Source organism: Photobacterium sp. CCB-ST2H9 (assembly GCF_023151555.2).
Classification (GTDB): Bacteria; Pseudomonadota; Gammaproteobacteria; order Enterobacterales; family Vibrionaceae; genus Photobacterium.
Genome location: NZ_CP100425.1, coordinates 1,048,381 through 1,074,863 on the forward strand (window position 1 = coordinate 1,048,381; position 26,483 = coordinate 1,074,863).

25 protein-coding genes and 1 pseudogene are annotated in these 26,483 nt (G+C 50.2%); 16 read left to right on the top strand and 10 right to left on the bottom strand.

Annotated features, from left to right (window positions below; translation table 11 throughout):
* Window positions 1-299: 299 nt before the first annotated feature.
* Window positions 300-1,295: pseudogene (locus tag L4174_RS05080) on the bottom strand (AMP-binding protein); the annotation flags it as partial.
* A complete protein-coding gene (locus L4174_RS05085) occupies window positions 1,292-1,912 on the bottom strand; it encodes a thermostable hemolysin (protein WP_248143776.1) in 621 nt (206 codons plus the stop codon). The pseudogene L4174_RS05080 and the gene L4174_RS05085, both read right to left, overlap by 4 nt.
* Before the next feature lie 313 nt (window positions 1,913-2,225).
* On the opposite strand from L4174_RS05085, the gene L4174_RS05090 reads away from it, so the two are divergent.
* Both L4174_RS05090 and L4174_RS05095 read left to right on the top strand, forming a co-directional pair.
* Window positions 2,226-2,447: a hypothetical protein gene (locus L4174_RS05090; RefSeq protein ID WP_248143777.1), complete on the top strand. Its 222-nt coding sequence runs from the start codon at window positions 2,226-2,228 to the stop codon at window positions 2,445-2,447.
* Between the two features lie 278 nt (window positions 2,448-2,725).
* Complete coding sequence (locus L4174_RS05095) at window positions 2,726-2,977, top strand: GlsB/YeaQ/YmgE family stress response membrane protein (RefSeq protein WP_248143778.1); 252 nt, start codon at window positions 2,726-2,728, stop codon at window positions 2,975-2,977.
* Between the two features lie 73 nt (window positions 2,978-3,050).
* On the opposite strand, the gene rsmS is transcribed toward L4174_RS05095, so the two are convergent.
* From rsmS to dinG, 5 genes are read right to left on the bottom strand one after another with little or no spacing between them, the layout of a single operon-like run.
* Window positions 3,051-3,248, bottom strand: coding sequence for a pleiotropic regulatory protein RsmS (rsmS, locus tag L4174_RS05100; RefSeq protein ID WP_248143779.1), 198 nt, complete (start codon window positions 3,246-3,248; stop codon window positions 3,051-3,053).
* Window positions 3,248-4,213: a histone deacetylase gene (locus L4174_RS05105; protein WP_248143780.1), complete on the bottom strand. Its 966-nt coding sequence runs from the start codon at window positions 4,211-4,213 to the stop codon at window positions 3,248-3,250. Before L4174_RS05105 ends, rsmS begins: the two co-directional genes overlap by 1 nt.
* A 3-nt stretch (window positions 4,214-4,216) precedes the next feature.
* Window positions 4,217-4,771, bottom strand: a complete 555-nt coding sequence (locus tag L4174_RS05110; protein WP_248143781.1) for a primosomal replication protein — start codon at window positions 4,769-4,771, stop codon at window positions 4,217-4,219.
* Window positions 4,772-4,794: 23 nt separating this feature from the next.
* Window positions 4,795-5,568, bottom strand: coding sequence for a TSUP family transporter (locus L4174_RS05115; RefSeq protein WP_248143782.1), 774 nt, complete (start codon window positions 5,566-5,568; stop codon window positions 4,795-4,797).
* A 3-nt stretch (window positions 5,569-5,571) separates the two neighbouring features.
* Entirely contained in the window at window positions 5,572-7,665 is a 2,094-nt protein-coding gene (dinG, locus tag L4174_RS05120; protein ID WP_248143783.1) for an ATP-dependent DNA helicase DinG, read from the bottom strand.
* A 552-nt stretch (window positions 7,666-8,217) separates the two neighbouring features.
* Between dinG and L4174_RS05125 the strand changes: the two genes are divergently transcribed.
* Together L4174_RS05125 and L4174_RS05130 are read left to right on the top strand one after the other, a co-directional pair.
* A complete protein-coding gene (locus tag L4174_RS05125; protein WP_248143784.1) occupies window positions 8,218-9,168 on the top strand; it encodes a porin in 951 nt (316 codons plus the stop codon).
* A gap of 154 nt (window positions 9,169-9,322) precedes the next feature.
* Window positions 9,323-9,952, top strand: coding sequence for a DUF2057 domain-containing protein (locus L4174_RS05130; protein WP_248143785.1), 630 nt, complete (start codon window positions 9,323-9,325; stop codon window positions 9,950-9,952).
* A 39-nt stretch (window positions 9,953-9,991) separates the two neighbouring features.
* Here L4174_RS05130 and L4174_RS05135 read toward each other — a convergent pair whose 3' ends face one another.
* Window positions 9,992-10,339: a conjugal transfer protein TraR gene (locus L4174_RS05135; RefSeq protein ID WP_248143786.1), complete on the bottom strand. Its 348-nt coding sequence runs from the start codon at window positions 10,337-10,339 to the stop codon at window positions 9,992-9,994.
* Window positions 10,340-10,712: 373 nt separating this feature from the next.
* Here L4174_RS05135 and L4174_RS05140 point away from each other — a divergent pair, with 373 nt between their 5' ends.
* From L4174_RS05140 to recR, 5 genes are all read left to right on the top strand, one after another.
* Window positions 10,713-11,105, top strand: coding sequence for a YbaN family protein (locus L4174_RS05140; RefSeq protein ID WP_248143787.1), 393 nt, complete (start codon window positions 10,713-10,715; stop codon window positions 11,103-11,105).
* A 182-nt stretch (window positions 11,106-11,287) separates the two neighbouring features.
* A complete protein-coding gene (gene apt, locus L4174_RS05145; protein ID WP_248143788.1) occupies window positions 11,288-11,848 on the top strand; it encodes an adenine phosphoribosyltransferase in 561 nt (186 codons plus the stop codon).
* A 192-nt stretch (window positions 11,849-12,040) separates the two neighbouring features.
* Window positions 12,041-14,134 (top strand): DNA polymerase III subunit gamma/tau, encoded by a 2,094-nt coding sequence (gene dnaX, locus L4174_RS05150; RefSeq protein WP_248143789.1) that lies wholly within the window; start codon window positions 12,041-12,043, stop codon window positions 14,132-14,134.
* A 31-nt stretch (window positions 14,135-14,165) separates the two neighbouring features.
* Window positions 14,166-14,495 carry a YbaB/EbfC family nucleoid-associated protein gene (locus tag L4174_RS05155; RefSeq protein WP_248143790.1) on the top strand — a complete coding sequence of 110 codons (330 nt, stop codon included), beginning with the start codon at window positions 14,166-14,168 and terminating at the stop codon, window positions 14,493-14,495.
* A 3-nt stretch (window positions 14,496-14,498) separates the two neighbouring features.
* The gene (recR, locus tag L4174_RS05160; protein ID WP_248143791.1) at window positions 14,499-15,101 is read left to right on the top strand and encodes a recombination mediator RecR; all 603 of its coding nucleotides are present in this window, start codon (window positions 14,499-14,501) and stop codon (window positions 15,099-15,101) included.
* A gap of 55 nt (window positions 15,102-15,156) precedes the next feature.
* Here recR and L4174_RS05165 read toward each other — a convergent pair whose 3' ends face one another.
* Window positions 15,157-15,708, bottom strand: a complete 552-nt coding sequence (locus tag L4174_RS05165; RefSeq protein WP_248143792.1) for a regulatory protein ToxS — start codon at window positions 15,706-15,708, stop codon at window positions 15,157-15,159.
* On the bottom strand, window positions 15,693-16,601 hold the full coding sequence (locus L4174_RS05170) for a transcriptional regulator (protein WP_248143793.1): 909 nt from the start codon (window positions 16,599-16,601) through the stop codon (window positions 15,693-15,695). The genes L4174_RS05165 and L4174_RS05170 overlap by 16 nt, the downstream gene beginning before the upstream one ends.
* A gap of 164 nt (window positions 16,602-16,765) precedes the next feature.
* Here L4174_RS05170 and htpG point away from each other — a divergent pair, with 164 nt between their 5' ends.
* The 7 genes from htpG to gnd all read left to right on the top strand — a co-directional run bounded on the left by htpG (window position 16,766) and on the right by gnd (window position 26,345).
* Window positions 16,766-18,664 carry a molecular chaperone HtpG gene (gene htpG, locus L4174_RS05175; protein ID WP_248143794.1) on the top strand — a complete coding sequence of 633 codons (1,899 nt, stop codon included), beginning with the start codon at window positions 16,766-16,768 and terminating at the stop codon, window positions 18,662-18,664.
* A 166-nt stretch (window positions 18,665-18,830) separates the two neighbouring features.
* Window positions 18,831-19,478, top strand: coding sequence for an adenylate kinase (adk, locus tag L4174_RS05180; protein WP_248143795.1), 648 nt, complete (start codon window positions 18,831-18,833; stop codon window positions 19,476-19,478).
* Between the two features lie 159 nt (window positions 19,479-19,637).
* Entirely contained in the window at window positions 19,638-20,606 is a 969-nt protein-coding gene (gene hemH / locus L4174_RS05185; protein ID WP_248143796.1) for a ferrochelatase, read from the top strand.
* Window positions 20,607-20,727: 121 nt separating this feature from the next.
* Window positions 20,728-22,029, top strand: coding sequence for an inosine/guanosine kinase (locus L4174_RS05190; protein ID WP_248143797.1), 1,302 nt, complete (start codon window positions 20,728-20,730; stop codon window positions 22,027-22,029).
* A gap of 635 nt (window positions 22,030-22,664) precedes the next feature.
* Window positions 22,665-24,164, top strand: a complete 1,500-nt coding sequence (gene zwf, locus L4174_RS05195; RefSeq protein ID WP_248143798.1) for a glucose-6-phosphate dehydrogenase — start codon at window positions 22,665-22,667, stop codon at window positions 24,162-24,164.
* A gap of 2 nt (window positions 24,165-24,166) precedes the next feature.
* Window positions 24,167-24,892: a 6-phosphogluconolactonase gene (gene pgl, locus L4174_RS05200; protein WP_248143799.1), complete on the top strand. Its 726-nt coding sequence runs from the start codon at window positions 24,167-24,169 to the stop codon at window positions 24,890-24,892.
* A 4-nt stretch (window positions 24,893-24,896) separates the two neighbouring features.
* A complete protein-coding gene (gnd, locus tag L4174_RS05205; protein ID WP_248143800.1) occupies window positions 24,897-26,345 on the top strand; it encodes a decarboxylating NADP(+)-dependent phosphogluconate dehydrogenase in 1,449 nt (482 codons plus the stop codon).
* Window positions 26,346-26,483 lie beyond the last annotated feature (138 nt).

Here is a 26,483-nt window from a genome sequence, read left to right on the forward strand (position 1 = left end):
TGAGCCGGTGACGGGGTAAACAGCACGCCGGTCAGCTGGGTCTGAGCATCACCGATCACCACCATGCCCATGAGTGCCGGGAAAGCCTGCGCTTCAGACTCAACCCATTCCGGAGAAACATTGCGGCCAAAAGCCGTAATCAGCAGATTCTTTTGCCGACCGGTAATATGCAGGAAGCCGTCGTTGTCCAGGTGCCCCAGATCTCCGGTATCAATCTCCTGTCCGGGGGTATGCTGACCGAGGTATCCCAGCATGGTACTGCCGCTGACGCGGACAACGCCGGATTCAGAAATGCTGACCTGACAATGGGGAAGCGGTCTGCCGCTGCTGCCCGGTTTGTCGTCACCGGGCAGATTGAGACTGACCACGGAGCCGCATTCTGAGAGTCCGTAACCTTCATAGGCCGGGATGCCCAATGCTCTGGCCTGAGTCAGCAGAGCGGGAGAGACCCTGGCGCCGCCAACCGCCACAAATTTCAGCGGACTGACCAGTTCAGGCTGCTGGATTGCGACCTGGCAAAGTGCCATCAACAGTGCCGGAGTCAGAACCAGACTTTCAGGACAGTGGCAGGCCAGGGCATGTGCGAATCGTGCCGGGTCAAACTGACTGGAACCGGACAGCCCGACTTGTTCGCCGGGTAAAATAACCGTGGTTGCGCCCATCAGAATCGGGATGTAAAGGCCGGTAATATTTTCCAGCAGGGTTACCAGAGGCAACAGAACCAGGTGTTTTTGAGGCCGGACGTATGATGACAGGCGCTCGGCCAGCACCTGGCTGGTCGTATGCAGGTGTTCCTGGCTCAGACAGACCCCTTTGGGCTGACCGGTTGAACCTGAGGTAAAGGTAATTTTTCCGGTCAGTGGTGGTACGGGGCGACCTTGTGTGGCCGTAGCATTCAAAGAAGCACACCTATATACAGGCAGATCTGCAATCGTTGTCTGGAAGGAATCCTCATACGCCGGCCAGTTACCCCAAAGCGTATCCACACTGGCTTCCGACAGCATATGCTGAACCTGTTGCTCTGAGAAAAAAGCAGGTACCGGAATCAGCACTTTGTCTGCCGCCATCGCCGCCAAATCCGCAATGGCCCACTGGATGCCATTGTCGGCTCTCAGCGCAATGTGCTGAGCTCCGAGCTGGTTCAACTGAGTGGCAGCCAGCATCACTTCTTCAGCCAGCTGGCCGCAACTGACGGTAAATGACTGGCCTGTTTCTGAATCGAATCCGTGCAGGGCATCTTTCCCGGGCATCTGTTCTGCGAACCGGAACAGGTGTTTGATGATCTGGCTTCTCATGCCTGACCTCCGAAAGCTTGCAGGACAGGGAAGCGACGCTGGTTCAGCACCTCTAATCCTGAAGCCAGGCTCCCGCCGGAAATTCTGGGCTGCTGCTGATAATAAGTTCCCCAGATAGCATCGGCATTGGGAATGCGTTCAGCGGTGGCTTCGGCCAGTACTGTCGGATTCAGCCCCAGTCGCCGCATCATGGCCTGAAGTGGGCCGGTCGCAGTGAAAATACACCAGTTGTAGCCACAGCGGACCAGATGCTCGGCAATCAGGGTGAAATGCAGGTAAGACATCCCTTTCGAAAATGCCGCCAGCTGCCCGAATTCAATCAGTTCAGAACGGACAATCGCCTGACCGAACCGCTCGGACATCAACTGTTCTGCTGGTTGATCCAGGTATTGTTCAAGATAAAGGTTGCCGGTATGGGCGGCCTGATAACCGCAGACAGACAACAGTTGCTCATTGTTATCCACCAATGCCAGGAAAGCCGGCATGAAGGAATGAATTCGGGCCTGAAATGCGGAGGCATAGCGAGAAGCAACATAACGTTCTGTTTTTTCACGGAAAGGATGATCTTTATCAATATGCACCAAGGTTAAATTGTTAGAATTATTGTTATTGTCCATCGCATATTCCCTCAGAAGGTGTGTATTAACACCTTAGAAAGGGAAACTTAAGAAAGTCTTAAGGCATAAAAATTTCAGTCGGAATGTCATAAGTGCAAAGTTGTTGTGCGTCTAATTTAAATGTTTTTGTGATGTTTTATTGATCTGGTATTTGTGAGGCAGGTCTGCTTACTCAGCTGGTAGGGCCAGTTTATTGAGGGCTATGTCAATTTTTGACATGGATTTAACGTTTAACATAAATGTCACATCGAGATTTTTTATTGTCATATTCTGTTGCGATGATGGCGGCCAGGGAAAGGAGTACAAGACCGCAATGAACATGAAAATTCGCCCTAATCATCTTGAGCCCATGGGATTCGAAGAGTTTTCCAGGTTGATCGATTTGATACCTGCTACTCGCAGCCCAATGAAAGTGGAACCTTTGCTTGGGATTGTGGCTTCCAGGACTGAAGTTGGCCGTGAAGGAAAAATCATCAATCTGTCCTCCGACTCACAAGTCCGTCCAAACCGGTTGCGTCTGGTGAATGGCTATTGAACCCTGCGGGTGAACTGCACTCAGCAACCCGCATCTATCCGTGAGATAACCTCCCTGTTTGCATCGGCCTGAATCTAGGCTGTTTCTGCGACTTCAGATTTTCAGTGACTGTTTCCGGTCATCGCTTCGATGCCTCTTTTTTCATGCAATACATCAGATTGCAATCCACTGTGATGGTTCTGACGAATCTTTCCTTCGCATTATTTTCGATACATCAGGTTGCGTAGAGTCAGCTAAGCTTCTTCTGAGATGGGTCATGACCTTATGAGGAGCGAAACATGGGCATTATTTCCTGGATTATTCTGGGTCTCATCGCTGGGGCTCTCGCCAAATGGCTGATGCCGGGTAAAGATGGTGGCGGTTTAATCGTGACAATGGCTCTGGGGATTGTCGGGGCTTTTGTGGGCGGCTGGGTTGGCAGTTTAATTGGATTCGGTCCGGTCACCGGTGTGAATATCGGCAGTATCTTCACCGCAACCGTTGGGGCATTTATCGTCTTATTTGTTTATAACAAGTTCATCCGTTCTTAATGTGCCCGGTTGTGATTTCTGTCTGAACAGATAGCCGCTCGTACAGAGCGGCCTGGGCAGATGAGGTGTCCTGCTATTGATGTTGTTTCATTTTCGTCAGCAGGTCATTTTTCACAATTTCAAGGGCAGACAGTGCCACTTCGGGGTCAATCTCATTGGTTTCCAGTAAATAAATCAGATCTACAGCCAACTGAACATCTTTCGGTGCATCAGCAAGGGCTGGGTGCCCGGATGCTGGTGTGTTCGCTGGTTTCTCATGTTTTTTCGTCATCAGATATCCTGAAAATCGTTCGTTGTGCCGGGTTGAGTCGGCTGGTGATGTGGCTGATGCACAGCCAGCGCAGCCAGGAAGAGCTGCGCATGGATGTTGACCAGTTGCTGGTGGTCATCACGATAGCCGCCGCCGACCACTGCGGCCAGCGGGATACCGGCATCGTGGCAATGGCTGATCACCAGATGATCCCGCCGGAATATGCCTTCTGTGGTGACCTGAAAGTAACCCAGCGCGTCATCCTGATGGATATCCACACCCGCATCGTATATCACCAGATCAGGCTGATACTGGGCCAGAGCCAGCGTCAGAACGGCACTGAATGCAGATAAATAGTCTTCTGTATTTGTTTCGCGGGGCAGCGCCAGATCGATGTCGGAATCGGGTTTTCGGGCCGGAAAGTTTTTATCGCAATGCACTGAAAATGTAATGATATTGCTGTCATCTGCCAGTAACGTTGCCGTTCCGTCGCCCTGATGGACATCACAGTCAATAATCATCACTTTATCGATACCGGGTAGTGTCAGCGCATGCTTTGCTGCAAAGGCCAAGTCATTGACCAGACAAAAACCGCTGCCAAAGTCGTGGTGAGCATGATGATACCCCCCGCTCAGGTGCAGGCTGATCCCGTGCTGATGTGCCAGCTCGACTGTCAGCCGGGTACCAGCGGTCGACGTCAGTGTCCGTTCAATCAGCTGCGGGCTCCAAGGGAACCCGATACGACGCATTTTAGCCGCTGGCAGTGTGTTGTTTACAAGGTTGTCGATATAGTTGGCCTGATGCAGGGTTTTCAGTTCTGCAGCCGTCACCGGTTCCGGCTGAAAAAAACAGACGTCGGCCCATTGCTCAATGTGCATCTCCTGAGTGAGATGCATGAATAACCTGTGGTACTTGGTGATGGGATACCGGTGTTTCGGCGGCAGAACCAGTTCTGAGTACACGGGATGATAGACCAGTGGCAGCATGGTTTATCCCTGACGTTCCCGGCGGACGATCGCCTGTTCTATACCGGCCATCGCCTGCTGACAACGGTTCAGCCGTCCTTCCAGAGCGATGAGTTGTTGTTGCAGCGGTTGCCGCTGGCTGACTTCTGTTGCCTGTTCGAGCTCAAAGGTTTTGTCTTTGACCATGGCAGACAGTCGTCTTTCCCAGTCCTGATGCTGAGCCAGATCGTCATACAACTGATGCAGACTCTTCCGTTGTTTCACCACGTATTTCGGTTCTGCCTCACGAATTTGTTTGGTGGCCATCTCTCGCTGAATTGCCTGGATCTGAGTCAGAATTTTTTCGCAGACGTAGCTGGCTCTGGCGATTTGCAGGTTCCCCGCGGCCTGTTCTTTCATCAAAGCGACAATTTCCTGCTGGATTTCGCGAATACAGGGCAGCAACAGGCGCGCCCGGCAGTGAAACAGCTGATTATCGAAAAGGGGCTTGTCGCTTTCTCCACGCTGATGATCCAGTGCGGAGGCCTGCGGGATCAGCTGTTCAACCAGGCCAGAAAGACGGCTGAGATCGGTCGCCACGATATTCTCCTTATCGTTTGGTGTTACAGCCAGGCCTGCCATGCCAGCCGGGCGGCCAGAATGACAACAACGGTGACAAAAACCGGGCGGATAAACCGGCTGCCGAAACGGATCGCAGAGTGCGCGCCAATATAGGCACCCAGCATCAGGCAGACGCCCATCGTTAAACCTAACGCAACATTGATATGGCCAAGTATGGCAAATGTGACGAGTGAGGTCAGGTTGCTGGTGAAGTTCATGGCTTTTGCCAGCCCGGACGCCAGCAGGATGTCCAGGCGATACAGCGCCATATTGGAAACAGTCCAGAAAGCACCGGTACCGGGTCCGGCAAGGCCATCATAAAATCCCAGACCGGTTCCCTGTATCCATTGCTTTCGTTTAAAGCGCGGGCATGGCGTGGGCAGTTTACGGCTGTCACCTTTGGGATGGGGATGCCAGATGGTGTACACCGCTGCGGCCAGGATGATTAGCGGCAAGACTTTTTCCAGCCAGGCTGTGCTGATGATATCGACGACCAGCGTCCCCGCAATGGCGCCGATCAGCGTTGCCAGAAAAGACGTTTTCCAGAAAGCCGGAGAAAACAGCTGCTTCCGGTAATAGGTCAGCGCAGCGGTGGAAGACGCGAAGGTTGCTGCCAGCTTATTGGTTCCTAAAGCAATGTGCGGCGGCAGCCCTAATGACAGCAATGCCGGAACAGTCAGCATTCCGCCACCGCCAGCAACAGCGTCTATAAAACCAGCGGTCAGAGCAACCAGACCGAGGATGAGCATCATGCCCGGATCAATCATTTCAATCATGCATTATCGTTTTCGTTCGATGGCGTGTTCAATTACGCGTTTAAATGGGGGCAATGAATCGAGCAGTGCTTTACCGTATCGCCGTGTAATCACCCGACGGTCGAGCAGGACAACTCTACCAAAGTCCTGCTCTTTACGCAGCAATCTCCCGACGGATTGAATCAGCTTTTTACTGGCTTCCGGAACAGCAATTTGTAAAAAGGGATTACCGCCACGGCTTTCAATGTATTCGGCATGGGCTTCCTCGACAGGTGAGGTTGGTACCGCGAACGGAATCTTGGTAATGATTAAATTTCTCAGCAAGTGGCCCGGTAAGTCGAGGCCTTCGGAAAAACTGCCGGTGCCGAATAACACGCTGACTTTGCCCTGTTCACAGTGGCTCTTGTGCTTTTCCAGCAGGGAAGTCCGGGATTCTTCTCCCTGAACCAGCAATGCCCAGCCATTTTTTTCACACTGGGGCCGGATGGCCTCTGCGACTTTGTTCATTTGCCAGTATGAGGCAAACAGCACCAGGCTGGCGGTTTCGCCTTCCAGATATTCCGGAAGGGTTTCAATCAGTAAATCCGTGAACTGATCCGCCTGAGGTTCATACTTCATTTGCGGAATGACTAAGCGTCCGTTGTTCTGATAATCGAACGGCGAAGCCAGAGCCAGAAAGCGTGCGCCCTCATTTTCCTGAATTCCGGCCTGACGGCAGAAGTAACTGAACTGATTGAGCGCACGCAGGGTTGCTGACACCAGAATTGCCCCCGCGGCACGGCTCCAGAGCAGCTGATCTAACCGGTAGCCAATCTCCAGGGGCGAAACCTGCACAATATAATCACCTTCCTGTTCCGGGCTTTTTTCAAGCCAGCGGGCTAAAGGGGCGCCTTTATCTTTGTCCGGCTGGGCCATCAGGGTCCAGACTTTTTCCAGATTTTCCAGACGTTGCAGGTAAAAGCCTGATTCGGAGAGTGCCGGTTCAGCAGATCGTGCCGTTACTTCGTCATCTTTGAGGCGTTCGGTGATCATCTCGTGAATTTTCGCCAGTGACTGCCGCGCTTTCTTGCTGGCATCCCGGCATCCCTGAGCTTCTTCTGCCAGCCATGCAGGCAGCTCTCCATGGGGAAAACGGTAACTGCCATCTTTGCTGAAAACAGCTGGGTCGACCTGGCTGGACAGTTGTCTCAGTGTGGGAACAAGATGCTGGATAGACTCTTGCAGCGTGGTCTGGAAGCGTCCGGACTTTTGCAGGTCGGCGAGTTCCGCCAGTTTACTGACCGACTGATTGAGTTTTTCAAGCCAGTTGCTGGCACCCTTCAGGCTGGCGGCGGCAGCAGAAAAGTCTCTGGCGACCTGCGGTAGATGGTGTGCCTCATCGATGGCATAAATCGTCTGCTCGGGTTCTGGCAGAATGATGCCGCCACCCAGCTCCAGATCAGCCATCAATAACGCATGGTTGGCGATCACAACATCGGCTTTATCCAGGTGCTCCCGCGCCTTTGCAAAAGGACAGTGGCGGTGTTTGGCCATGCCTGAATGGCAACTGTGTTTATCGGACACAATTTGCTGCCAGACACGGTCAGGAATGACCGTCGGCCAGCTGTCCCGGTCACCATCCCATTTATTTTGCTGCCAGGCTGTCAGCATTCGCTTCAGCAGGCTGAGGTCCGATTTTTTGGGTTTTTCCTGCCATAGCGCCAGCTGACCGTCATCTTGTCCTGAGCAACTGGCTTCCAGCTTGTGGCTGCAGCAGTAACGTTGACGTCCCTTTGCCAGGATAAAACTAAATTCTTTGGGAAAAATTTGCGCAAAGAGCGGCAGATCCTTATGAATCAATTGCTCCTGAAGCGCGACTGTTGCTGTGGCGATGAGTACCTTCTTATTGTTAAAGAGTGCGTAAGGAATACATCCAAGCAAATAAGACAGAGATTTCCCGATGCCGGTTCCGGCTTCAGCAACCAGCATTCTGTTTTTGGCGTGATACTCACCTGCCAGTGTTTTGGCAATTTCAGCGACCAGATAATTCTGTGCACGACGGGGAATAAAGTGATCCAATTGTGCACTCAGGTTGGCATAGCACTGTTTAATATCAGTTTTGATCTGGTTGTGTAACATGACTGAAACTTAATGTTGGCAGGGGCGGGCATTATAACATGAAGCTCTGCTGTAGGGATGTCTGGTTGTTTGTAGGGGATTTTTGATATGAAATGAGATTTCCCTCACGAAATAAGATTGAACCCCAGTTTAACCACGGGTGACTTATAGGTGAATTGATTGATTTGACTATAATTTGCAGCTTTTAATGGTTTTATATTCTGATTTATCTTGTTAATTCTGGCTTTTGTGGGATTAAAATGCTGTTTTTTATTGCTATTAAGAAACATGCAAATAGCGGGAGATACTTGATTCTTTGTTAAGTTTTTGCCCTAAAACCATGTTAAGTTGTTGAAAATAAATGGAGTATAAGAAATTTGTTGTTACAGTGTGAGAATTTGACATCGCGATTCATTCTCTGTCAGGATGAGTTCCGCAAGTTACGCCATCTTGGCATGGTCAGTTTTGCTCTGATTTACTGAGCTTTGTGTGACCTGCCGGGAAGGGAAATAAGAAAAGCAATAGGGATTCTGGAAATAGGAATTCCATCCATAAGAAAAGGCAGTGGATATCATGAAAAAAACGCTTATTGCACTATCTGTACTAGTAGCTGCAGGCTCAGCAAATGCTTCTATCAACCTGCTTGACAAAGACGGCGTTATTGTCGACTTGTCAGGTTCTGCGGAAGTTCAGCTGTTCCAAGACATCGTACCAAAAAATGGTGATGAAGACCCTACCATTCGTCTGGATGATGGTGACATCTCGCTGAATACCACTATTCCAGTCAACAACAACCTGAATGTGGTTGCAGGTTTTAACCTGGATCTGCATAACTCAGATAATAATGGTAAGCCTGGAGATTTCTTCAATGATGAGCTGTACGTTGGTTTCCAAGGTAAAGACTTTGGTACGCTGACGTTTGGTCGTCAATACCTGATCTCTGATGATGCAGGTATCAGTAAAGACTACGAGCTGGGTACTCAAGCTCTGGGCTTTGATGCTACTCGTGGCAGCGAAGTTGTGAAGTATGTTTACGACAACGGTATGTTCTACGCTGGCGCTTCTCACGACATCAATGCAGACGACAACGGCGGCATCACTGACGCACGTCTGGGTGCACGTTTTGCCGGTCTGGACGTTCGTGGTTACTACTACACGTCAGAAGACGTTAATGCTCCTGGTGAAGACATTACCGGTTATAACTTAGAAGCTGAGTACGTTATTCAGGCTATCTCTCTTGCTGCTTCATACGGCCATGGAGAAGTTGAGAACTCTGCAGGTGTAACGACTCTGGATGTCGATTTTATTTCACTGGCGGGTTCTTACACTATGGGTAAGAATACTTTCGCTCTGGGTTACAACCTGAGCGATATTGATGGTGGCGAAGCGACTGACAACGTTTATGCAAACGTAACTCACCAGCTGCACAGCAACGTAAAACTGTATGCTGAGCTGGGTTGGGCTGACGGTGACAACACTGAATACGACCTGGGTTATGTAGCTGGTATGGAAGTTCTGTTCTAAGAACGGTTCTTACCGCACAGATATTGCAAAAGCCGCCATTTAGGCGGCTTTTTTGTATTGTGATTAATCAGATGAGTTAGAGTCACGTCTGGGTTAATTTCCGGCAAGAGACTCATTTGGTTTTGTAAGTCATACAACGAAAAGAAGATTGGCGATGAAAAAATTAGCGTTTCTGGCAGCTCTGCTGGTTGCCAATGTACAGGCGGCAACGCTCTCTGTGGGAGACGGGATTGAACTTTTGGTGGTTGATGGTAAAGAAGTGAACCAGTCCCTCTGGTCCAGGACGACTGAAGTCGATTTACCTGCCGGAAAGCATCAGGTCGTGCTTCGTTATGACCGGGAACTGAAAAACGGCAGCCGGAACAGCATTTATACAACCCGCCCGTATCTGTTTGAGATGGTGATGCCAGAACAGGATGTACGTATTGAGTTGCCTGCGTTGGTAGCTTACAGCCAGGCACAGGCTTATTTCCAAAAAGGTCCGGAATGGACCATGACGCAGGCAGACGGCAGCCAAAAAATACTACCTTTCGTTGAGATGAAAGGCGATGGTATTGCAGCGTTCAGTGATATGGAAAAGCTGGTGGGAGAGTATAACCGCCAGCATGGGATAACGTTCGAGCAAGGCTATGCGGTTGATCTGGAACAGGCCGTTGTTGAGGTGAATCAAGACGGAAAAGTTGAAATATCCGGTGATGCTTTAGCACAGCTTAAGCTGTGGTATAGCAAAGCAAAACCAGAAGAAAAAGCCGCCTTTAAAGCCTGGATGGCAAAACAGCCTTAAAAGCGATTGTAGGGTACCACGCCATCACCAGACTGGCACTCAGCGCTGGTGATGGTACTTATTATGAGACTGGCACTGCTGACAGCGTGGCTGTGCAGGGTCATTATCGAGAATGATTTTTTCTATTGGCTCTTCGCAATCAGCACAGACTCCGTAGAGGTCCAGACGAATCGCACAGAGAGCGGCATCGATTGCTTCCAGACGATTAGCTTTATGACGCAGCGAAGGATTGATGCTTTGCGCTGCTAAAGTCAAAAGCTCATTTGCTGTTTTTTCTGCTGTTGTCACAAGACTGGCAGCGTCTAATTCAGCATAAAGTTTTGCTGAAAGGGCCTCATATTCCTGCTCCAGCCGGATTGTTTGTTGCTTCAGATACTCACTATTCATAGTGGCACTCCATTGTAGACTGGATCACAGTCTATGCTGAATTTCTGTTCTGATACTGATATAAGTCAAACCAGATGCAAAATAACCCTTCTTTTTGTCGGTTTTTGTAATCTATCGAATGCTTTATAGTGCTGAACGGTTTTTAGGTGGCTGAATTGCTGCTTTTTATTACATTTCAGTGTCTTAAGACGAGAAGAAAGGAAGATAGAATGGAACATAACTTTAAAGAACCCTATAATCTGAAATACTTTATTGGTTTTCTGGTGGCGATGCTGTTGCCGACATTACCAGCAAGCCTGACCTGGTTGGGTATACTGAGCCATTGATCTGTCTGTAACACAGGCGGCTCAGGCAAATGTAAAAGAGAGGGAATGTGAGACAACTGTTCTGGCGAACGCTATTGCTGGTTTCAGGCTGGTGTTTCGTGATTTTAGGTGTGTTGGGCATTTTCCTTCCTCTTTTACCCACCACCGTTTTTCTGCTTCTCGCCAGTGCCTGCTTTATGCGGGGCTCTCCAAAGCTGCACAAATGGCTGCACAGCCACCCCCATTTCGGACCTGTTTTAGAAAACTGGTATCAGCATCGGGCTATCAGCGCAAAGGTCAAGCGACGGGCGAATCTGATGATAGTTCTCAGTTTTACGCTTTCCATCTTTATTGTTCCTGTGAATTGGGTCAAAGTCCTGCTGATTGTTATTGCAGTGATTTTACTGATTTGGTTTAACCGTCTTCCGGTTCGGGAGCTGGATGGTCTGTCATCTCGGTGACTGTTGATGTATCAAAGGATTCATCCTCTGCTTTCTCAATCAGAGCAGTACGATAGTTGCCCATTCCAGTAAAAATCACTACTATTTGCGCTTAATTCGCTCGTCGTACCAATTTGCATGGGTATGCGCGACCAAATATTCTTAATAACCTGCTGTGTGCAGTACAGCAGATGGAAGAGACTATGAGCCAAGTAAAAACTGTTCAAGACGACTTCAGCCTGATTAAAAACAGTATTAAGACGATTCCGGATTACCCAAAACCAGGCATTCTGTTTCGGGATGTGACCAGTTTAATGGAAGATCCTGATGCTTATCAGGCAACCCTACAGATCTTTCATCAGCAGTTCTGCGATAAAGGGATTACCAAAGTTGTTGGCACAGAGGCTCGTGGTTTTCTGTTTGGTGCGCCATTAGCTTTGGCGCTGGGTGTAGGCTTTGTTCCTGTACGTAAACCGGGTAAATTGCCGCGTAACGTCATCAGTGAAAGCTATGAACTGGAATATGGCCAGGATACGCTGGAAATTCATACTGATGCCATTGTGGAAGGGGATAAGGTGCTGCTCGTCGATGATCTGCTGGCAACCGGCGGTACGATTGAAGCAACCACCAAGCTGGTTCGCCGTCTGGGCGGTATCGTAGAAGACGCAGCGTTTGTGATTAATCTGCCTGACATCGGCGGCCAGCAGCGACTGCGTGGCCTGGGTCTGAATGTCTTCAGCATTTGTGATTTCGACGGCCACTAATCAGCCTGAATCAATGCCATCAAGCAGGGGGATGTTATCTTTGTGGTCAAAACGATAGCAGTAATGACTTGAAAGGATAAACTCCTCCTGTGTTCTCTCGCGCCGTGAATCTCCCTGTGCTAGCATAACCGACTGGATTCAGTCAGGCTTTCTGATGCCGCTGAATGATCGTGTTCTGTAGGATTTATCACCATGAGTTATCAGGTTCTGGCACGCAAATGGCGGCCGCATCGATTTGAAGATGTGGTGGGCCAATCCCATGTCCTGACAGCGCTCACCAATGCGCTGACACATAACCGACTTCATCATGCCTATCTGTTCAGCGGAACCCGGGGCGTCGGTAAAACGACGATTGCCCGGCTGTTTGCCAAAGGGCTGAACTGCGATCAGGGGATTACGGCTTCTCCTTGCGGGCAGTGCCATACCTGTCTGGAAATTGACCAGGGACGCTTTGTCGATCTACTGGAAATTGATGCTGCTTCCAGAACCAAAGTTGAAGATACTCGTGAACTGCTGGATAACGTTCAGTATCAGCCTGCGCGCGGACGGTTTAAGGTTTATCTGATTGACGAAGTGCACATGTTGTCTCGTCACAGTTTCAATGCCTTACTGAAAACGCTTGAAGAGCCGCCAGAGCATGTGAAATTTATTCTGGCGACCACAGATCCGCAGAAATTGCCGGTCACGATCCTGTCGCGCTGTCTGCAGTTTCATTTAAAGCATCTGGATAATGTCCAAATTCAGCAGCAACTTGATCATGTCCTGACGGAAGAAGGGATCAGCTTCGAGACCAAAGCACTCAGCTTGCTGGCCCGGGCTGCTGAAGGCAGTATGCGTGATGCCCTCAGCCTGACCGATCAGGCTATTGCACTGGGTAATGGTCAGGTTCAGGCTGATACCGTAGCGGGGATGTTGGGCACACTCAACACGGAGCAGGCGCTCTATCTACTGGAGGCTATGGCGCAAGGGCAGGCGGAACCGGCGATGGCATGTCTCGCGGAACTGGCTGCGGTTGGTGTGGCGTGGGATAGTCTGCTCAGTGAAATGGCAGCCCAGTTACACCGAGTCGCTATGTATCAGGTCTTGCCTGCTTCGCTGGATACTTCTTTACCGGATGCGGACCGAATTGTTCAATTGAGTCAGGTGATGCCGCCTCAGGATGTCCAGCTGCATTATCAGATTGCACTTCAGGGCCGGCAGGACTTACCACTGGCTCCGGATGGTCGAACCGGGCTGGAAATGGTGATGCTGCGCATGCTTGCATTTCGGCCGGTTGCGGCCGGGACGCTGATGCCGCAGTCGATCCCGGTGCCTGCCGCTGCACCTGAGCCCAGAGCTTCGGCTCCGCAAGTGAATCAGCCGGATGTCAGAGCTGCCGCACCAGCGCTGCAACGACCTCAGCAAACGGTACAGTCACAGGCAGCTACTCCTCAGGTGGCACCGGTTGCTGAGCCGGTGCAAGAGTCATCATCTGTACCGGTCTCAACGCAAGCACAAATGCCAGCACCAGCACCGCAGCCAGAACCGGCGCCGACGCAGCCGCCGTCATCACCGGCTTCCGGTTTGCTGGCTGCCAGAAATAAGCTGCGCAGTAAAACAAAGCGTGGACAGGAGTCTTCCGAGCCAAAAAAGGCTGAACCGGCGTCAGTCAGAAAACCTGCTGTCAGTGTGCTTGACCGGATTTCGAGTCAGCATGCAGGCCGTCGACCTCAGCAGGCTGGACAACCCATGGCGCCGGGGAACGCATCGCAACCTTCAGAGCCGAAACCGGCTGAAGAATATCAGTGGCAGCCGCTTAGTCAGCCTGAAGTTGATCATGAGCCTGAAGTGGTGGTTGCACCCACAGCACTGAAGCAAGCGCTGGAGCACGAAAAAACGCCTGAAATGGCAAAACAGCTTGTCAGTGAAGCGGCAAATCAGGATAGTTGGTCCGACATGGTGACGAAGCTGAATGTTGACCGTCTTGTTCAGCAATTAGCATTGAATTCTGCAATGTCGCTGGAAGAGCAGCAGCTTACTCTGCAATTGCGCCCGTCTCAGCAACATTTGGATACGCCGAAAGCCAGAGCGCAATTGAGCGCGGCACTGGCTGAGATGCTGGGACAAGAGATAGAATTACAGATAGAACTCAGTGATAAAGGACGATCGCCGTTGGAGTGGCGGGAGTTCATTTATCAGCAAAAACTGGATCAGGCTAAAGTCAGTCTGCAGCAGGATCCGAACGTTTCCTTCATCTGTCAGCGATTCAGTGCTGTACTGGATGAAGAAAGCGTAAGACCCGTCTAATAAATTAACCAGACCCATAGAGAGAGAAGATATGTTTGGTAAAGGTGGTATGGCGAACATGATGAAGCAGGCGCAGCAGATGCAAGAGCGCATGCAGAAGATGCAAGAAGAAATCGCCAACATGGAAGTGATTGGTGAAGCTGGTGCCGGCCTGGTGAAGGTGACACTGACTGGCAGCCATAGCGTGCGTCGTGTTGAGCTGGATGACAGCCTGATGGAAGACGACAAAGATATGCTGGAAGATCTGATTGCAGCTGCATTCAATGATGCTGCACGCCGCATCGAAGAAGCCCAGAAAGAAAAAATGGCCAGCGTGACAGGTGGTATGAACCTGCCAGCCGGCTTTAAGATGCCATTCTAATCAATGCGCACCAGTCCGTTACTTGAGCAGTTGATGGACGCGCTGCGCTGCTTGCCCGGCGTCGGGCCGAAGTCTGCACAGCGTATGGCTTTCAGCCTGCTGCAACGAAACCGTCAGGGAGGCTTGCAGCTGGCTGATATGCTGGGTAAAGCCATGACTGAGATTGGCCATTGCCGCGATTGCCGCACTTTTACAGAAGAAGATGTGTGCGCAATTTGTGAGAATCCGCGCCGCCAGGAAAGTGGGCAGATCTGTGTGGTGGAAAGCCCGGCAGATATCATGGCCGTTGAAGCAACCGGTCAGTTTTCTGGCCGTTATTTTGTGCTGATGGGGCATCTGTCTCCACTGGACGGAATCGGTCCGAGTGATATCGGGCTAGATATGCTGGAATACCGATTGCAGAACGAGCAGATTGCCGAACTGATTCTGGCAACCAACCCGACGGTTGAAGGAGAGGCTACCGCGCACTATATCGCTGAGTTGTGTCAGGCCTATCAGGTGCCTGCCAGCCGAATCGCACATGGTGTCCCGGTCGGTGGTGAGCTGGAGCTGGTTGATGGGACAACTCTGTCACATTCAATTGCTGGCCGGCAGAAGCTGTATTAAATCTTTTGAGTCAGTCATACATTGAAAAGCCGACGTATATCGTCGGCTTTTTTCGTTAAGGAGCCGCATTCAGGACTTGTGAGCGGGTATTTAATCCGGTGAGCAGAACTGAATACTCGGTCAAAATATCAACCCGGTTACTCTGTTCAGCATTTGCCTGAAAATATTGATAAACAGACATGATTTGTTCATTGCTGAAAGCGTTCTCATCCCCGGTCTTCAACTTGTTGAATTGTTTCGGACGAACCTGCAGATAACCGCCGCTGACTTCCCAATAGCCGGACTCTGTGATTGTCAGATGCAATTGAATACGACTTTGATTGGTCATGCTCATGCGGGTGACTCGTGAATAGCTGTGATTCGGCAAAAACAGAACCTGGCTTTTTTCGGTAATTTTTTTCAAGCGTCCCAGACCGGGCGCTTCCGTTGAAGCCACGTTGGTGACGGTGTAGGACTCCCAGTCATGGGATGCCAGAAAACGGTTTATCCGGTGATCGCTTTTGAAATAGTAATAGAGGCTGCCGAGGAACATCAGTGTGATAAAAGCCAGCAACAGCAGCGGAACATATGCTCGCTTCAAATTTGAACGGGTTACTGAACGCGACATGGCTGCTCCCTTTCCTTGTCCAGTGTCACAATGGTGAGTGTCATGTTGTTCCGGTAGTCCGCGGTTCCATATATCAGGTTTATCCAAAGCTGATTATGTCTTCCGCCAGTGACAATGACCCGGGCTGGCGTGGATGTTTTGCCGTGCGTTTGGATATGGGCTGCAATACATTGTCTGATCAGCGGATACCAGGCGTCTGTCATGACCGTTTCACTGGGGATGAGCACCGGTATCCCCTGATAACTGAACGCCGGATAGAAAGCACTTGAGGTTGGCGGCGGACTAAAATAAGCCCAGAGTGGCAGCACGACACAGAGTAGCAGGGCAGTCACCAGAGTGAGTTGGTAACGATGCTGCTTGTGTCCGGATATTTTGTGTTCGGGCATAGTCGCGGCGGTTGAAATCACAGGATTAACCTGAACGGCGTCAGTGTCTGCTATCTGCTTGTCTGTTGGCGCAGTTGTGGCAGCGAGAATGATGTGCGAGTTGAGAATCGCCTCCGGTTCCGGATCATTTTGCTGTATTTCACCGGATTCGGCCGGGCGGTCGTCAATGCGATCGACACTGGCAATCATCTGGTAGCCGCGTTTCGGAATCGTTTTGATAAAGGCAGGAGAGCGGGTTGAATCCTGCAGATATCGCCGCAGGGTTGAAATGGCCTGGGTCAGGCTGGAATCATCCACTTCGAATCCCTGATCCCGCCAGATATAGTCATGCATTTCCTGCCGGGAAATAATGGTGCCTGGCTCAGTCAGCATCCGGTGTAAGGCCCGGCTTTCATTGATGCCTAAATGGATGGTGTCTTCAGACTGAGTATTGTCAACCAGACTGTTGTGGTTCGGTGAAAATATAAATCGTTGGCCAATCAGAAATTTACAATGCGCTTGTTCCATTCCCAACCTATTCATTCAGTGTGATTTGTTTTTCCGGAACTCTGTGATCAGTATGAGCCGTTCAGGGACGATCGGACAGAAAATTAGCCGACAGGTCTTGAAAATGAGTGGCGAGCCCATATCTAGTTTTCAGTAATGACGTAAACATGGATTACGGAGTTCAAATGAGCGAGCAAACCCTGGAAAAGAATAAAGAGACACGTGGCTTTCAATCTGAAGTGAAGCAATTACTTCATTTAATGATTCATTCACTGTACTCAAATAAAGAGATTTTTTTACGGGAGCTGATTTCCAATGCTTCCGATGCGGCGGATAAATTGCGTTTCCGTGCGCTTTCTGCCCCTGAGCTGTATGAAAATGATGGCGAGCTGGCTGTTCGTCTGTCATTTGATGAAAAAAACGGGACAGTCACGATCAGCGACAATGGTATCGGGATGACCCGTGATGAGGTGATTGAACACCTGGGTACCATTGCCAAATCAGGGACGAAAGACTTTTTCGCCAAGTTGAGTGAAGAGCAGAGTAAAGACTCGCAACTGATTGGTCAGTTTGGTGTGGGTTTCTATTCTTCCTTTATTGTTGCTGATGCTGTGACGGTCAATACCCGTGCAGCAGGTGCGTCAGCTGAGCAGGCCGTTTGCTGGCATTCGACCGGTGAAGGCGATTACACCGTTGAGGATATCGAGAAATCGACCCGCGGAACCGAAATTATTCTGCATCTGCGTGAAGATGAAAAAGAATTCCTGAGTGAATACCGTTTGCGCAATATCATCAGCAAGTATTCGGATCACATTGGCATTCCGGTGCTGATGGAAACGGCTGAACGCGATGAGGAAGGCAACGAAACGGGTAAGCAATGGGAGCAGGTCAACAAGGCTCAGGCGCTGTGGACCCGCAGTAAATCTGAAATTTCTGATGAAGAATATCAGGAATTCTATAAGCACGTCTCTCATGATTATGCTGAACCACTGAGCTGGAGCCACAACCGTGTGGAAGGTCAGCAGGATTACACCAGCTTGCTGTATATTCCGTCAAAAGCCCCTTTTGACTTATATAACCGTGACAGCAAGCACGGCCTGAAACTGTATGTACAGCGCGTCTTTATCATGGATGACGCGGAACAGTTCATGCCGATGTATCTGCGCTTTATGCGCGGCCTGATTGATTCAAATGACCTGCCGCTGAACGTTTCCCGCGAGATCCTGCAGGATAACAAAGTGACTCAGGCACTGCGTAAAGCCTGCACTAAGCGTGCACTGTCGATGCTGGAAAAACTGGCGAAGAAAGAAGACGAATATCAGCGTTTCTGGAAAGAGTTCGGCCAGGTACTAAAAGAAGGTGCGGCAGAAGACTTCGCGAATCGTGAAAAAATTGCCGGTCTGCTGCGTTTCAGTACGACTCACAACGATACCGCTGAACAAACGGTGTCTCTGGCCGATTACGTCAGCCGGATGAAAGAAGGTCAGGACAAGATTTACTACATCACGGCAGACAGCTTCAATGCCGCGAAGAACAGCCCTCATCTGGAGCAGTTCCGCACGAAGGGTCTGGAAGTGGTGCTGATGCATGACCGGATCGACGAGTGGCTGATGGGTTACCTGCCTGAGTTCGACGGGAAACAGTTCCAGTCCATCACCAAAGCCGGTCTGGATCTGTCCAGCTTTGATGGTGAGGAAGAAAAAGAAGCACAGAAGCAAACGGAAGAAGCCTTTGCGTCCGTTGTTGAGCGCACCAAAGCTTATCTGGGTGAGCGTGTGCAGGACGTTCGTACCACTTTCAAGCTGCAGGATACGCCTGCTGTAGTGGTCACAGACGAAAATGAGATGGGAACACAGATGGCGAAACTGCTGGCGGCTGCCGGCCATGAGGCGCCTGAAGTGAAATACATCTTTGAGCTGAATCCAAATCATCCGGTGGTGAACCGGATGGCAGATGAAGCCGATGAAGAAGCTTTCGGCCGCTGGGTTGAAATGCTGCTTGGTCAGGCGATGCTGGCGGAGCGTGGGTCGATGGAAGACCCGTCGCAGTTCCTGTCGGCAGTGAATAAGCTGCTGGCTCAGTAATGAAAACCAAACGGGCGCAGTTTAGCGCCCGTTTTGCTTCAAAGAGTATGCTGATAAAGAATGTAAACTCAGGGCTGTTTCGGCAGCGGACTTGCGAGTATGGTCTAATCAGTGTATTTTTCTGACTTTCCAAAACTCCGGCTAATTTCTAGAAAAGGGGATCAAGATGCGCATCATTCTTCTGGGCGCTCCAGGTGCAGGTAAAGGCACACAGGCACAATTCATTATGGAGAAGTTTGGTATTCCTCAAATTTCGACTGGTGATATGCTGCGTGCGGCAATCAAAGCGGGTACTGAGCTGGGTAAGCAAGCGAAAGCCGTGATTGACGCAGGTCAGCTGGTGTCTGACGATATTATTCTGGGTCTGGTCAAAGAGCGTATTGCTGAAGACGACTGTGCACAAGGCTTCCTGCTGGACGGTTTCCCACGCACGATTCCTCAGGCTGATGGCCTGAAAGAAATCGGTGTAGACGTGGATTATGTGATTGAATTCGATGTTCCGGACAGCGTGATTGTTGAGCGTATGGCTGGTCGTCGTGTTCACCTGGCATCAGGCCGTACTTACCACGCGGTTTACAATCCGCCAAAAGTGGAAGGTCAAGATGACGTGACTGGCGAAGAGCTTGTGATTCGTGAAGATGACAAAGAAGAAACAGTTCGCGCGCGCCTGGGTGTTTACCACAATCAAACTGCACCACTAATCAGCTACTACAGCAAAGAAGCGGAAGCAGGCCACACGACTTACATCAAGATTGACGGCACTCAGCCAGTTGCGGATGTAAGCGCAGAGCTGTCAGCAGCACTGTCGAAGTAATGTGATATCACGCCCTGCAGTATTGTGACCGCAGGCAGACAGCACAGTGAAAAGCGGGGGGTGAATCACCCCTCGCTTTTTTTTGTCCGATAATGCAAATCAATCGCGGAATGGTACACTGTTCAGGCGAAAGAAGATGAGTATGACCTGTAGGTGAAGATGGAAAATCAAGGTATTGGTGTACTTTTAGTGAATCTGGGTACGCCGGATGAAGCAACACCTGCTGCCGTGAAACGGTTTCTGGCAGAGTTTCTGAGTGATCCTCGTGTCGTTGATCTGTCCCCCTGGATCTGGCGTCCGGTTCTGTTTGGTGCGATCCTGCCCATTCGTTCTCCGAAAGTAGCAAAACTGTACCAGTCCGTATGGATGGAAGAAGGTTCACCGCTGATGGTGTATTCCCAGCGTCAGCGGGATGCGCTGGAAGCGAGACTGGGTATTCCTGTGGCTCTGGGAATGACCTATGGTAATCCCGGGATTCAGTCTGCGCTGGCAAAACTCAGTGATCAGGGCTGCCGTAAAATTGTGGTTCTGCCTTTGTATCCGCAGTATTCACGCACGACTACTGCCGCTGTGTTCGACAAAATTGCAGCCAGTCTGAAGCAGACCGCTTATCTGCCGGAACTGAGGTTCATCAATCATTATCAGGATCATCCGGCATATATTCAGGCTTTAGCAGAATCTGTTTCTGATTTCTGGGCCAAGCAGGGAGAGCCCGATTATTTGCTTTGTTCCTATCACGGCATCCCCAAACGATACGCGGATCTGGGTGACCCTTACCCGGTTCACTGCAATGAAACTACAGCATTGCTTGCCGAATCTCTGGAAATGCCTCGTGAGAAAATGAGCATGAGTTATCAGTCGATTTTTGGCCGGGAAGAATGGCTCAAGCCTTATACAGAGCCGACAATCATTGAGCTGGCCCAAAAAGGGGTACAACGGCTGGATGTGGTTTGTCCGGCATTTTCGGTGGATTGCCTGGAAACCATTGAAGAAATTGCAGAAGGATGCAAAGAAGCTTTCCTGAAAGCAGGCGGTAAGGAATTCAATCTTATCCCGTGTCTGAACGACAGCTCGGCGCACATCGGAATGATGGAAGCTTTGGTCCAGCAGCAAATTCAAAACTGGTAACCTTTTTTTAACTTTTACAAATACTATGATTCGGCTCGCACTAATTGTGCGAGCCATTTCTTCATTGGACTATATTTTGTGATATCATCCGCAAGTTTTTTCTATCCGGCAGCGCGATATCATGAAATTTCCTGGTCAACGTAAATCAAAACACTATTTTCCTGTTCATGCCCGAGATCCCCTTCTGACTCAGGCCAGCTCGCGACCTCTTGCCCGTACGCATGTCGTCGGTATTGATCAGACCCTGGTGGATATTGAAGCCTGTGTGGATGATGAATTCCTGAGTCGTTACTCGCTCAGCAAAGGCCATTCTCTGGTGATTGCTGAAGATGCAGCCGAAGCACTGTACCGTGAACTGAAAGAGAATGATCTGATTCGTCATGAGTTTGCCGGCGGTACCATTGGTAATACGCTCCATAATTACTCTGTGCTGGCTGATGACAAGTCGGTTCTTCTTGGGGTGATGAGCCAGGATATTCAGATTGGCAGTTATGCCTACCGGTATCTGGTAAATACCTCCAGCCGTATGGATTTGAACCATCTTCAGCCTGTGGATGGCCCGATCGGACGTTGTTTTGCGTTGATCACTCCCGATGGCGAGCGCACATTTGCCATTAACGAAGGACGAATGAACCAGCTGGAGCCAGACAACATTTCTGAATCCATTTTTGAGCGTGCTTCAGCGCTGGTTCTGACGGCGTATCTGGTTCGCTGTAAAGAAGGCGATCCGATGCCGGAAGCGACAATGCGTGCTATCGAATATGCGAAAAAATACGATGTGCCTGTTGTCCTCACGCTGGGAACCAAGTTTGTAATTGCGGATGATCCTCAGTGGTGGCGTGATTTTCTGAAGGAGCATGTCACCGTTGTCGCGATGAACGAAGACGAAGCGGAAGCCCTGACCGGGTATTCTGATCCGCTGCAGGCCGCCGACAAAGCGCTGGATTGGGTTGATTTTGTTTTATGTACGGCTGGACCGGTCGGTTTGTATACGGCGGGTTATACAGAAGAGAGCACCAAGCGTAAAACCAGCCTGCCGTTGCTGCCGGGTGAAATTCCTGAGTTCAATCGCTATGAATTCAGTCGTCCAATGATGAAAGCGGGCTGTGAGACGCCGATCCGGGTGTATTCGCACATTGCGCCTTATATGGGTGGACCTGAGCGCATCAAGAACACCAATGGTGCAGGGGACGGTGCTTTGTCTGCGCTGCTGCACGATATGGCTGCCAATCGTTATCACAAAGAAAATGTGCCGAAATCCAGTAAGCACAGTTACGATTTCCTGACTTATTCGTCATTTTCCCAGATTTGCCTGTACTCGAACCGGGTCAGTTATGAAGTACTGGCGCAGCACTCACCTCGTCTGTCGCGTGGTTTGCCTGAGCGGGAAGACAGTCTGGAAGAGGCATACTGGGAACGTTAATCCGGTCTGAAAATCTGCTTGTAAAAAACCGTCATTTTGACGGTTTTTTGCTATCTGGTGATGAAAGAAATGACAAATTCGTACGTTGAATCTCACTGAAAAATGCAAGCAAACGATTTCGTCATGATAGGTTTTGTTAATTACTTTCAGAAAATCTCCGGATAAGCGCCAGCAGCACGTCATGATGAAAAAGAGCGGAACAGGGTGATTTTTGACTGGACCTCACAGTGTCCGCATCAGAGGAAAATGGGTTTCAGGGCAGATTTTTTTGGGCGGGTGAAAAAATCGGCCTGGCTTGTTTTTATCATTTTAAGTGCATTTTTCTTGTTTTTCAGGTGATTTCGGATCAGCTCTGTTCATCGTGCAGAGGATGGGTTCTGACTGTAAACGTGCAGTGAGATATTTTATCAGGCCTTGATGTTTCAGTTTTTACGTCAATTGATAGAATTAGCGGGATGTAACTTTGTGACAAATGCAGCTATAGTGTGCTTCACCCTGGGTAACCCCCCATTTTGATAGGCTTTGGCTATTAAATTGAGAGGCCAGGACATCGGCATACTGTCGTTCTGAATGTTATGCTTTGCCGGACTTTCAACCCGTCAAACCTGTACACCTGTTAGGGAAAGAAAAAGAACATGGTCATACCTGAAAACAGCGATATCGTTATTTTTGGCGCCTCAGGCGATCTGACATATCGTAAGCTTATCCCAGCGCTGTATCATCTGTATGTCAATCAGATGTTACCTTCTGATTTCTCTATCCTTGGCGTCAGCCGTACCGCTCACAGCGATGAAGAATACAGAGAAAAAGTTCGGGCCTCTCTGCTGAAAACCGAGAAGACCGATCCTGAGAAGCTGGCCGAGTTTTGTCAGCATGTTGGTTATCAGGCCATCAACACGCTTGATTGTGATGACTATGGTAAGTTGCAACAACGACTGCAAGAAAAAGCCGCTCAATCAGATGCACCCCGTAATAGCCTCTTCTATCTCGCCACGCCACCAAGTCTGTACGATGTGATTCCAGCCAGTCTCGCGGCCCATGGCCTGAACGATGAAAGTACCGGCTGGAAACGCCTGATCATTGAAAAGCCTTTTGGATATGATCTGGAAACGGCTCAGGAACTGGATAAGAAGCTGCATAAGCACTTCAAGGAAAGTCAGATTTTCCGGATTGACCACTACCTTGGGAAAGAAACGGTACAGAACCTGCTGGTTTTCCGCTTTGCGAACGGTATGTTCGAGCCGTTGTGGAACCGTAATTTCATTGATTATGTGGAAATTACAGCCGCAGAATTTCTCGGAGTAGAAGAACGTGGCGGTTATTACGATAACGCCGGTGCTGTACGTGACATGCTTCAGAACCACCTGCTTCAGGTGCTGGCGATGGTTGCGATGGAACCCCCTTCAGCAATCAACGGTAACGCGATGCGTGATGAAGTGGCCAAAGTGCTGAACAGCCTGCAGCCGTTGTCTGATGAAGACCTGCGTCAGAATCTGGTGCTGGGGCAGTACACAGCCTCTGAGCTGCGTGGTAAAGAGTTGCCGGGTTACCGCGAAGAAACGGGTGTGTCTGAAGAATCCCGTACCGAAACTTACGTGGGCCTGAAAGCTTTCATCAACAACTGGCGCTGGAATGGTGTGCCATTCTACATCCGTACCGGCAAACGCCTGCCGACCCGTGTCACTGAAGTTGTCATTCACTTTAAGAAAACACCTCACCCGGTATTCGGCAAAGACGCTCCGGATAATAAGCTGGTGCTTCGCATTCAGCCGGATGAAGGCATTCTGATGAACTTCGCCCTGAAACGTCCGGGCGCAGGATTCAAAACCCAGGAAGTTGCGATGGACTTCCGTTACGACGAACTGGTGGACAGCAACGTTCTGACTGCCTATGAGCGTCTGTTGCTGGATGCAATGGGTGGCGATTCGACCCTGTTCGCCCGTAGCGATGCGGTTGAAGCCTGCTGGCGTTATGTACAGCCTATCCTGTCGTTTAATCAGGACCCGCATGCGCTGTTTGGCTATGCTTGCGGAACCTGGGGACCGAAGGAAGCGGATGAGCTGCTGGCCCGTGACAATCGTGCCTGGCGTTTTCCGTGTTCAAACCTGACCAACACTGAATATTGCGAGCTTTAATCATGACTGAGCTGAAAATTCATGACAATGCGGAAGCGGTTGTTCAAAGTCTGGCTGATGAGATGAAGGCCATCAGCCAGCAGAATACGCCGGTTCATATTTCGCTTTCGGGTGGCAGCACTCCGAAGCAATTGTTTTCGGCATTGGCACAAGCCCCGTATGCCGAAGGTGTGAACTGGAAAAATCTGCATTTCTGGTGGGGTGACGAGCGTTGCGTTGCACCGGATGATGCAGAAAGCAACTATGGTTGTGCACAGGCACTGCTGTTTGATCACGTCGCAATTCCTGCAGAAAATATTCACCGCATTCGGGGTGAGGATGAACCTCAGGCTGAAGCCAAGCGCTTTGCTGAAGAAATGGCAGCAGTTATCCCGTCTGAAAACGGTGTGCCGGTATTTGATTGGATTCTGCTGGGCGTTGGTGATGACGGTCATACGGCTTCTCTGTTCCCGGGGCAGACAAATTACGATGAGCCTGCACTGAGCTTAGTGGCACCTCATCCGCAAAGCGGTCAGCTGCGTGTGAGTAAGTCTGCGCGTGTGCTGGAAGCTGCAAAACGTATTTCTTATCTGGTTATCGGTGCAGGAAAAACTGAGATTGTGGAAGAAATCCACACGCAACCTGCCGAGACCCTGCCTTACCCGGCCGCAAAAATTCAGGCCCGTAACGGTAAAACAGAATGGTATTTGGATGCAGTAGCAGCCAGTAAGTTAGCGATTGGAGAATAAAAGAATGAAAGGTGATATTGGTGTAATCGGCCTTGCCGTGATGGGCCAGAACCTGATCCTGAACATGGATGACCATGGTTTTAAGGTCGTTGCGCATAACCGTACAGCTGCCAAAGTCGACGAATTTCTGAACGGCCCTGCAAAAGGCACCAACATTGAAGGTGCTTACAGCCTGCAGGAGCTGGTGGACAAACTGGAAGCGCCGCGCAAAATCATGCTGATGGTGCGTGCCGGTGATGTGGTTGACAGCTTTATTGAGCAACTGATCCCGTTGCTGGACAAAGGCGACATCATTATTGATGGCGGTAATTCAAACTACCCGGATTCGATCCGTCGTGTTGATTACCTGAAAGAAAAAGGCCTGCGTTTCATCGGTGCCGGTGTTTCCGGTGGCGAAGAAGGTGCGCGTTTCGGACCTTCTATCATGCCGGGTGGCGATGCTGAAGCATGGCCGTTCGTGAAGCCAATTTTCCAGGCGATTGCAGCTAAAACTGAACAGGGTGAGCCTTGCTGTGACTGGGTTGGTGAATCCGGTGCCGGTCACTTTGTGAAAATGGTACACAACGGAATTGAATACGGTGACATGCAGCTGATCAGCGAAGCATATCACTTCATGAAGACCGGTCTGGGCATGACACATGATGAAATGGAACAGGCTTTCCGTGACTGGAATGAAACGGAACTGAACAGCTACCTGATTGAAATTACAGCCGATATTCTGGCCTACCGTGATGAAGATGGTGAGCCACTGGTTGAGAAAATCATGGACTCAGCCGGTCAGAAAGGTACGGGTAAATGGACAGGCATTAATGCACTGGACATGGGCATCCCGCTGACGCTGATCACTGAGTCTGTGTTCGCGCGCTGCCTGTCTTCCCTGAAAGACCAGCGTGAAGAAGCCGAGAAGCTGTTCAACAAGACTGTTGGTACGGTGGAAGGTGACAAGGCCGAGTGGCTGGAAGCAGTTCGTCAGGCACTGCTGGCATCGAAGATTATCTCTTACGCACAAGGCTTCATGCTGATGCGTCAGGCTTCTGATGAGAACAACTGGAACCTGAACTACGGTAATGTTGCCCTGATGTGGCGTGGTGGCTGTATCATTCGTTCTGCATTCCTGGGCAATATCCGTGATGCTTTCGAAAATGCACCGTCTCTGGCATTCCTGGGCTCAGATCCGTACTTCAAAGCGATTCTGGACAACAGCATGAAGTCATGGCGTAAAGTTGCAGCGAAATCTCTGGAAATTGGCCTGCCAATGCCATGTCTGACATCAGCACTGACTTTCCTGGATGGTTATACAACTGCACGTTTGCCGGCAAACATGCTGCAGGCACAGCGTGACTACTTCGGTGCGCATACATATGAGCGTATCGACCAGCCTCGTGGCCAGTATTTCCACACCAACTGGACCGGTACAGGTGGTGACACTGCATCCACAACTTACGACGTGTAAGTTCAACGATCAGTGACGACAGAAGGAGCCAGCGATGGCTCCTTTTTTGTCACTCTTATTTGGGGCTTCTGAGAACTTTCTGGGATTTCAGAAAGGGGAAAGGGGCCTCCCTGGCCCCTTTGAGATAGCCTTCGCAAG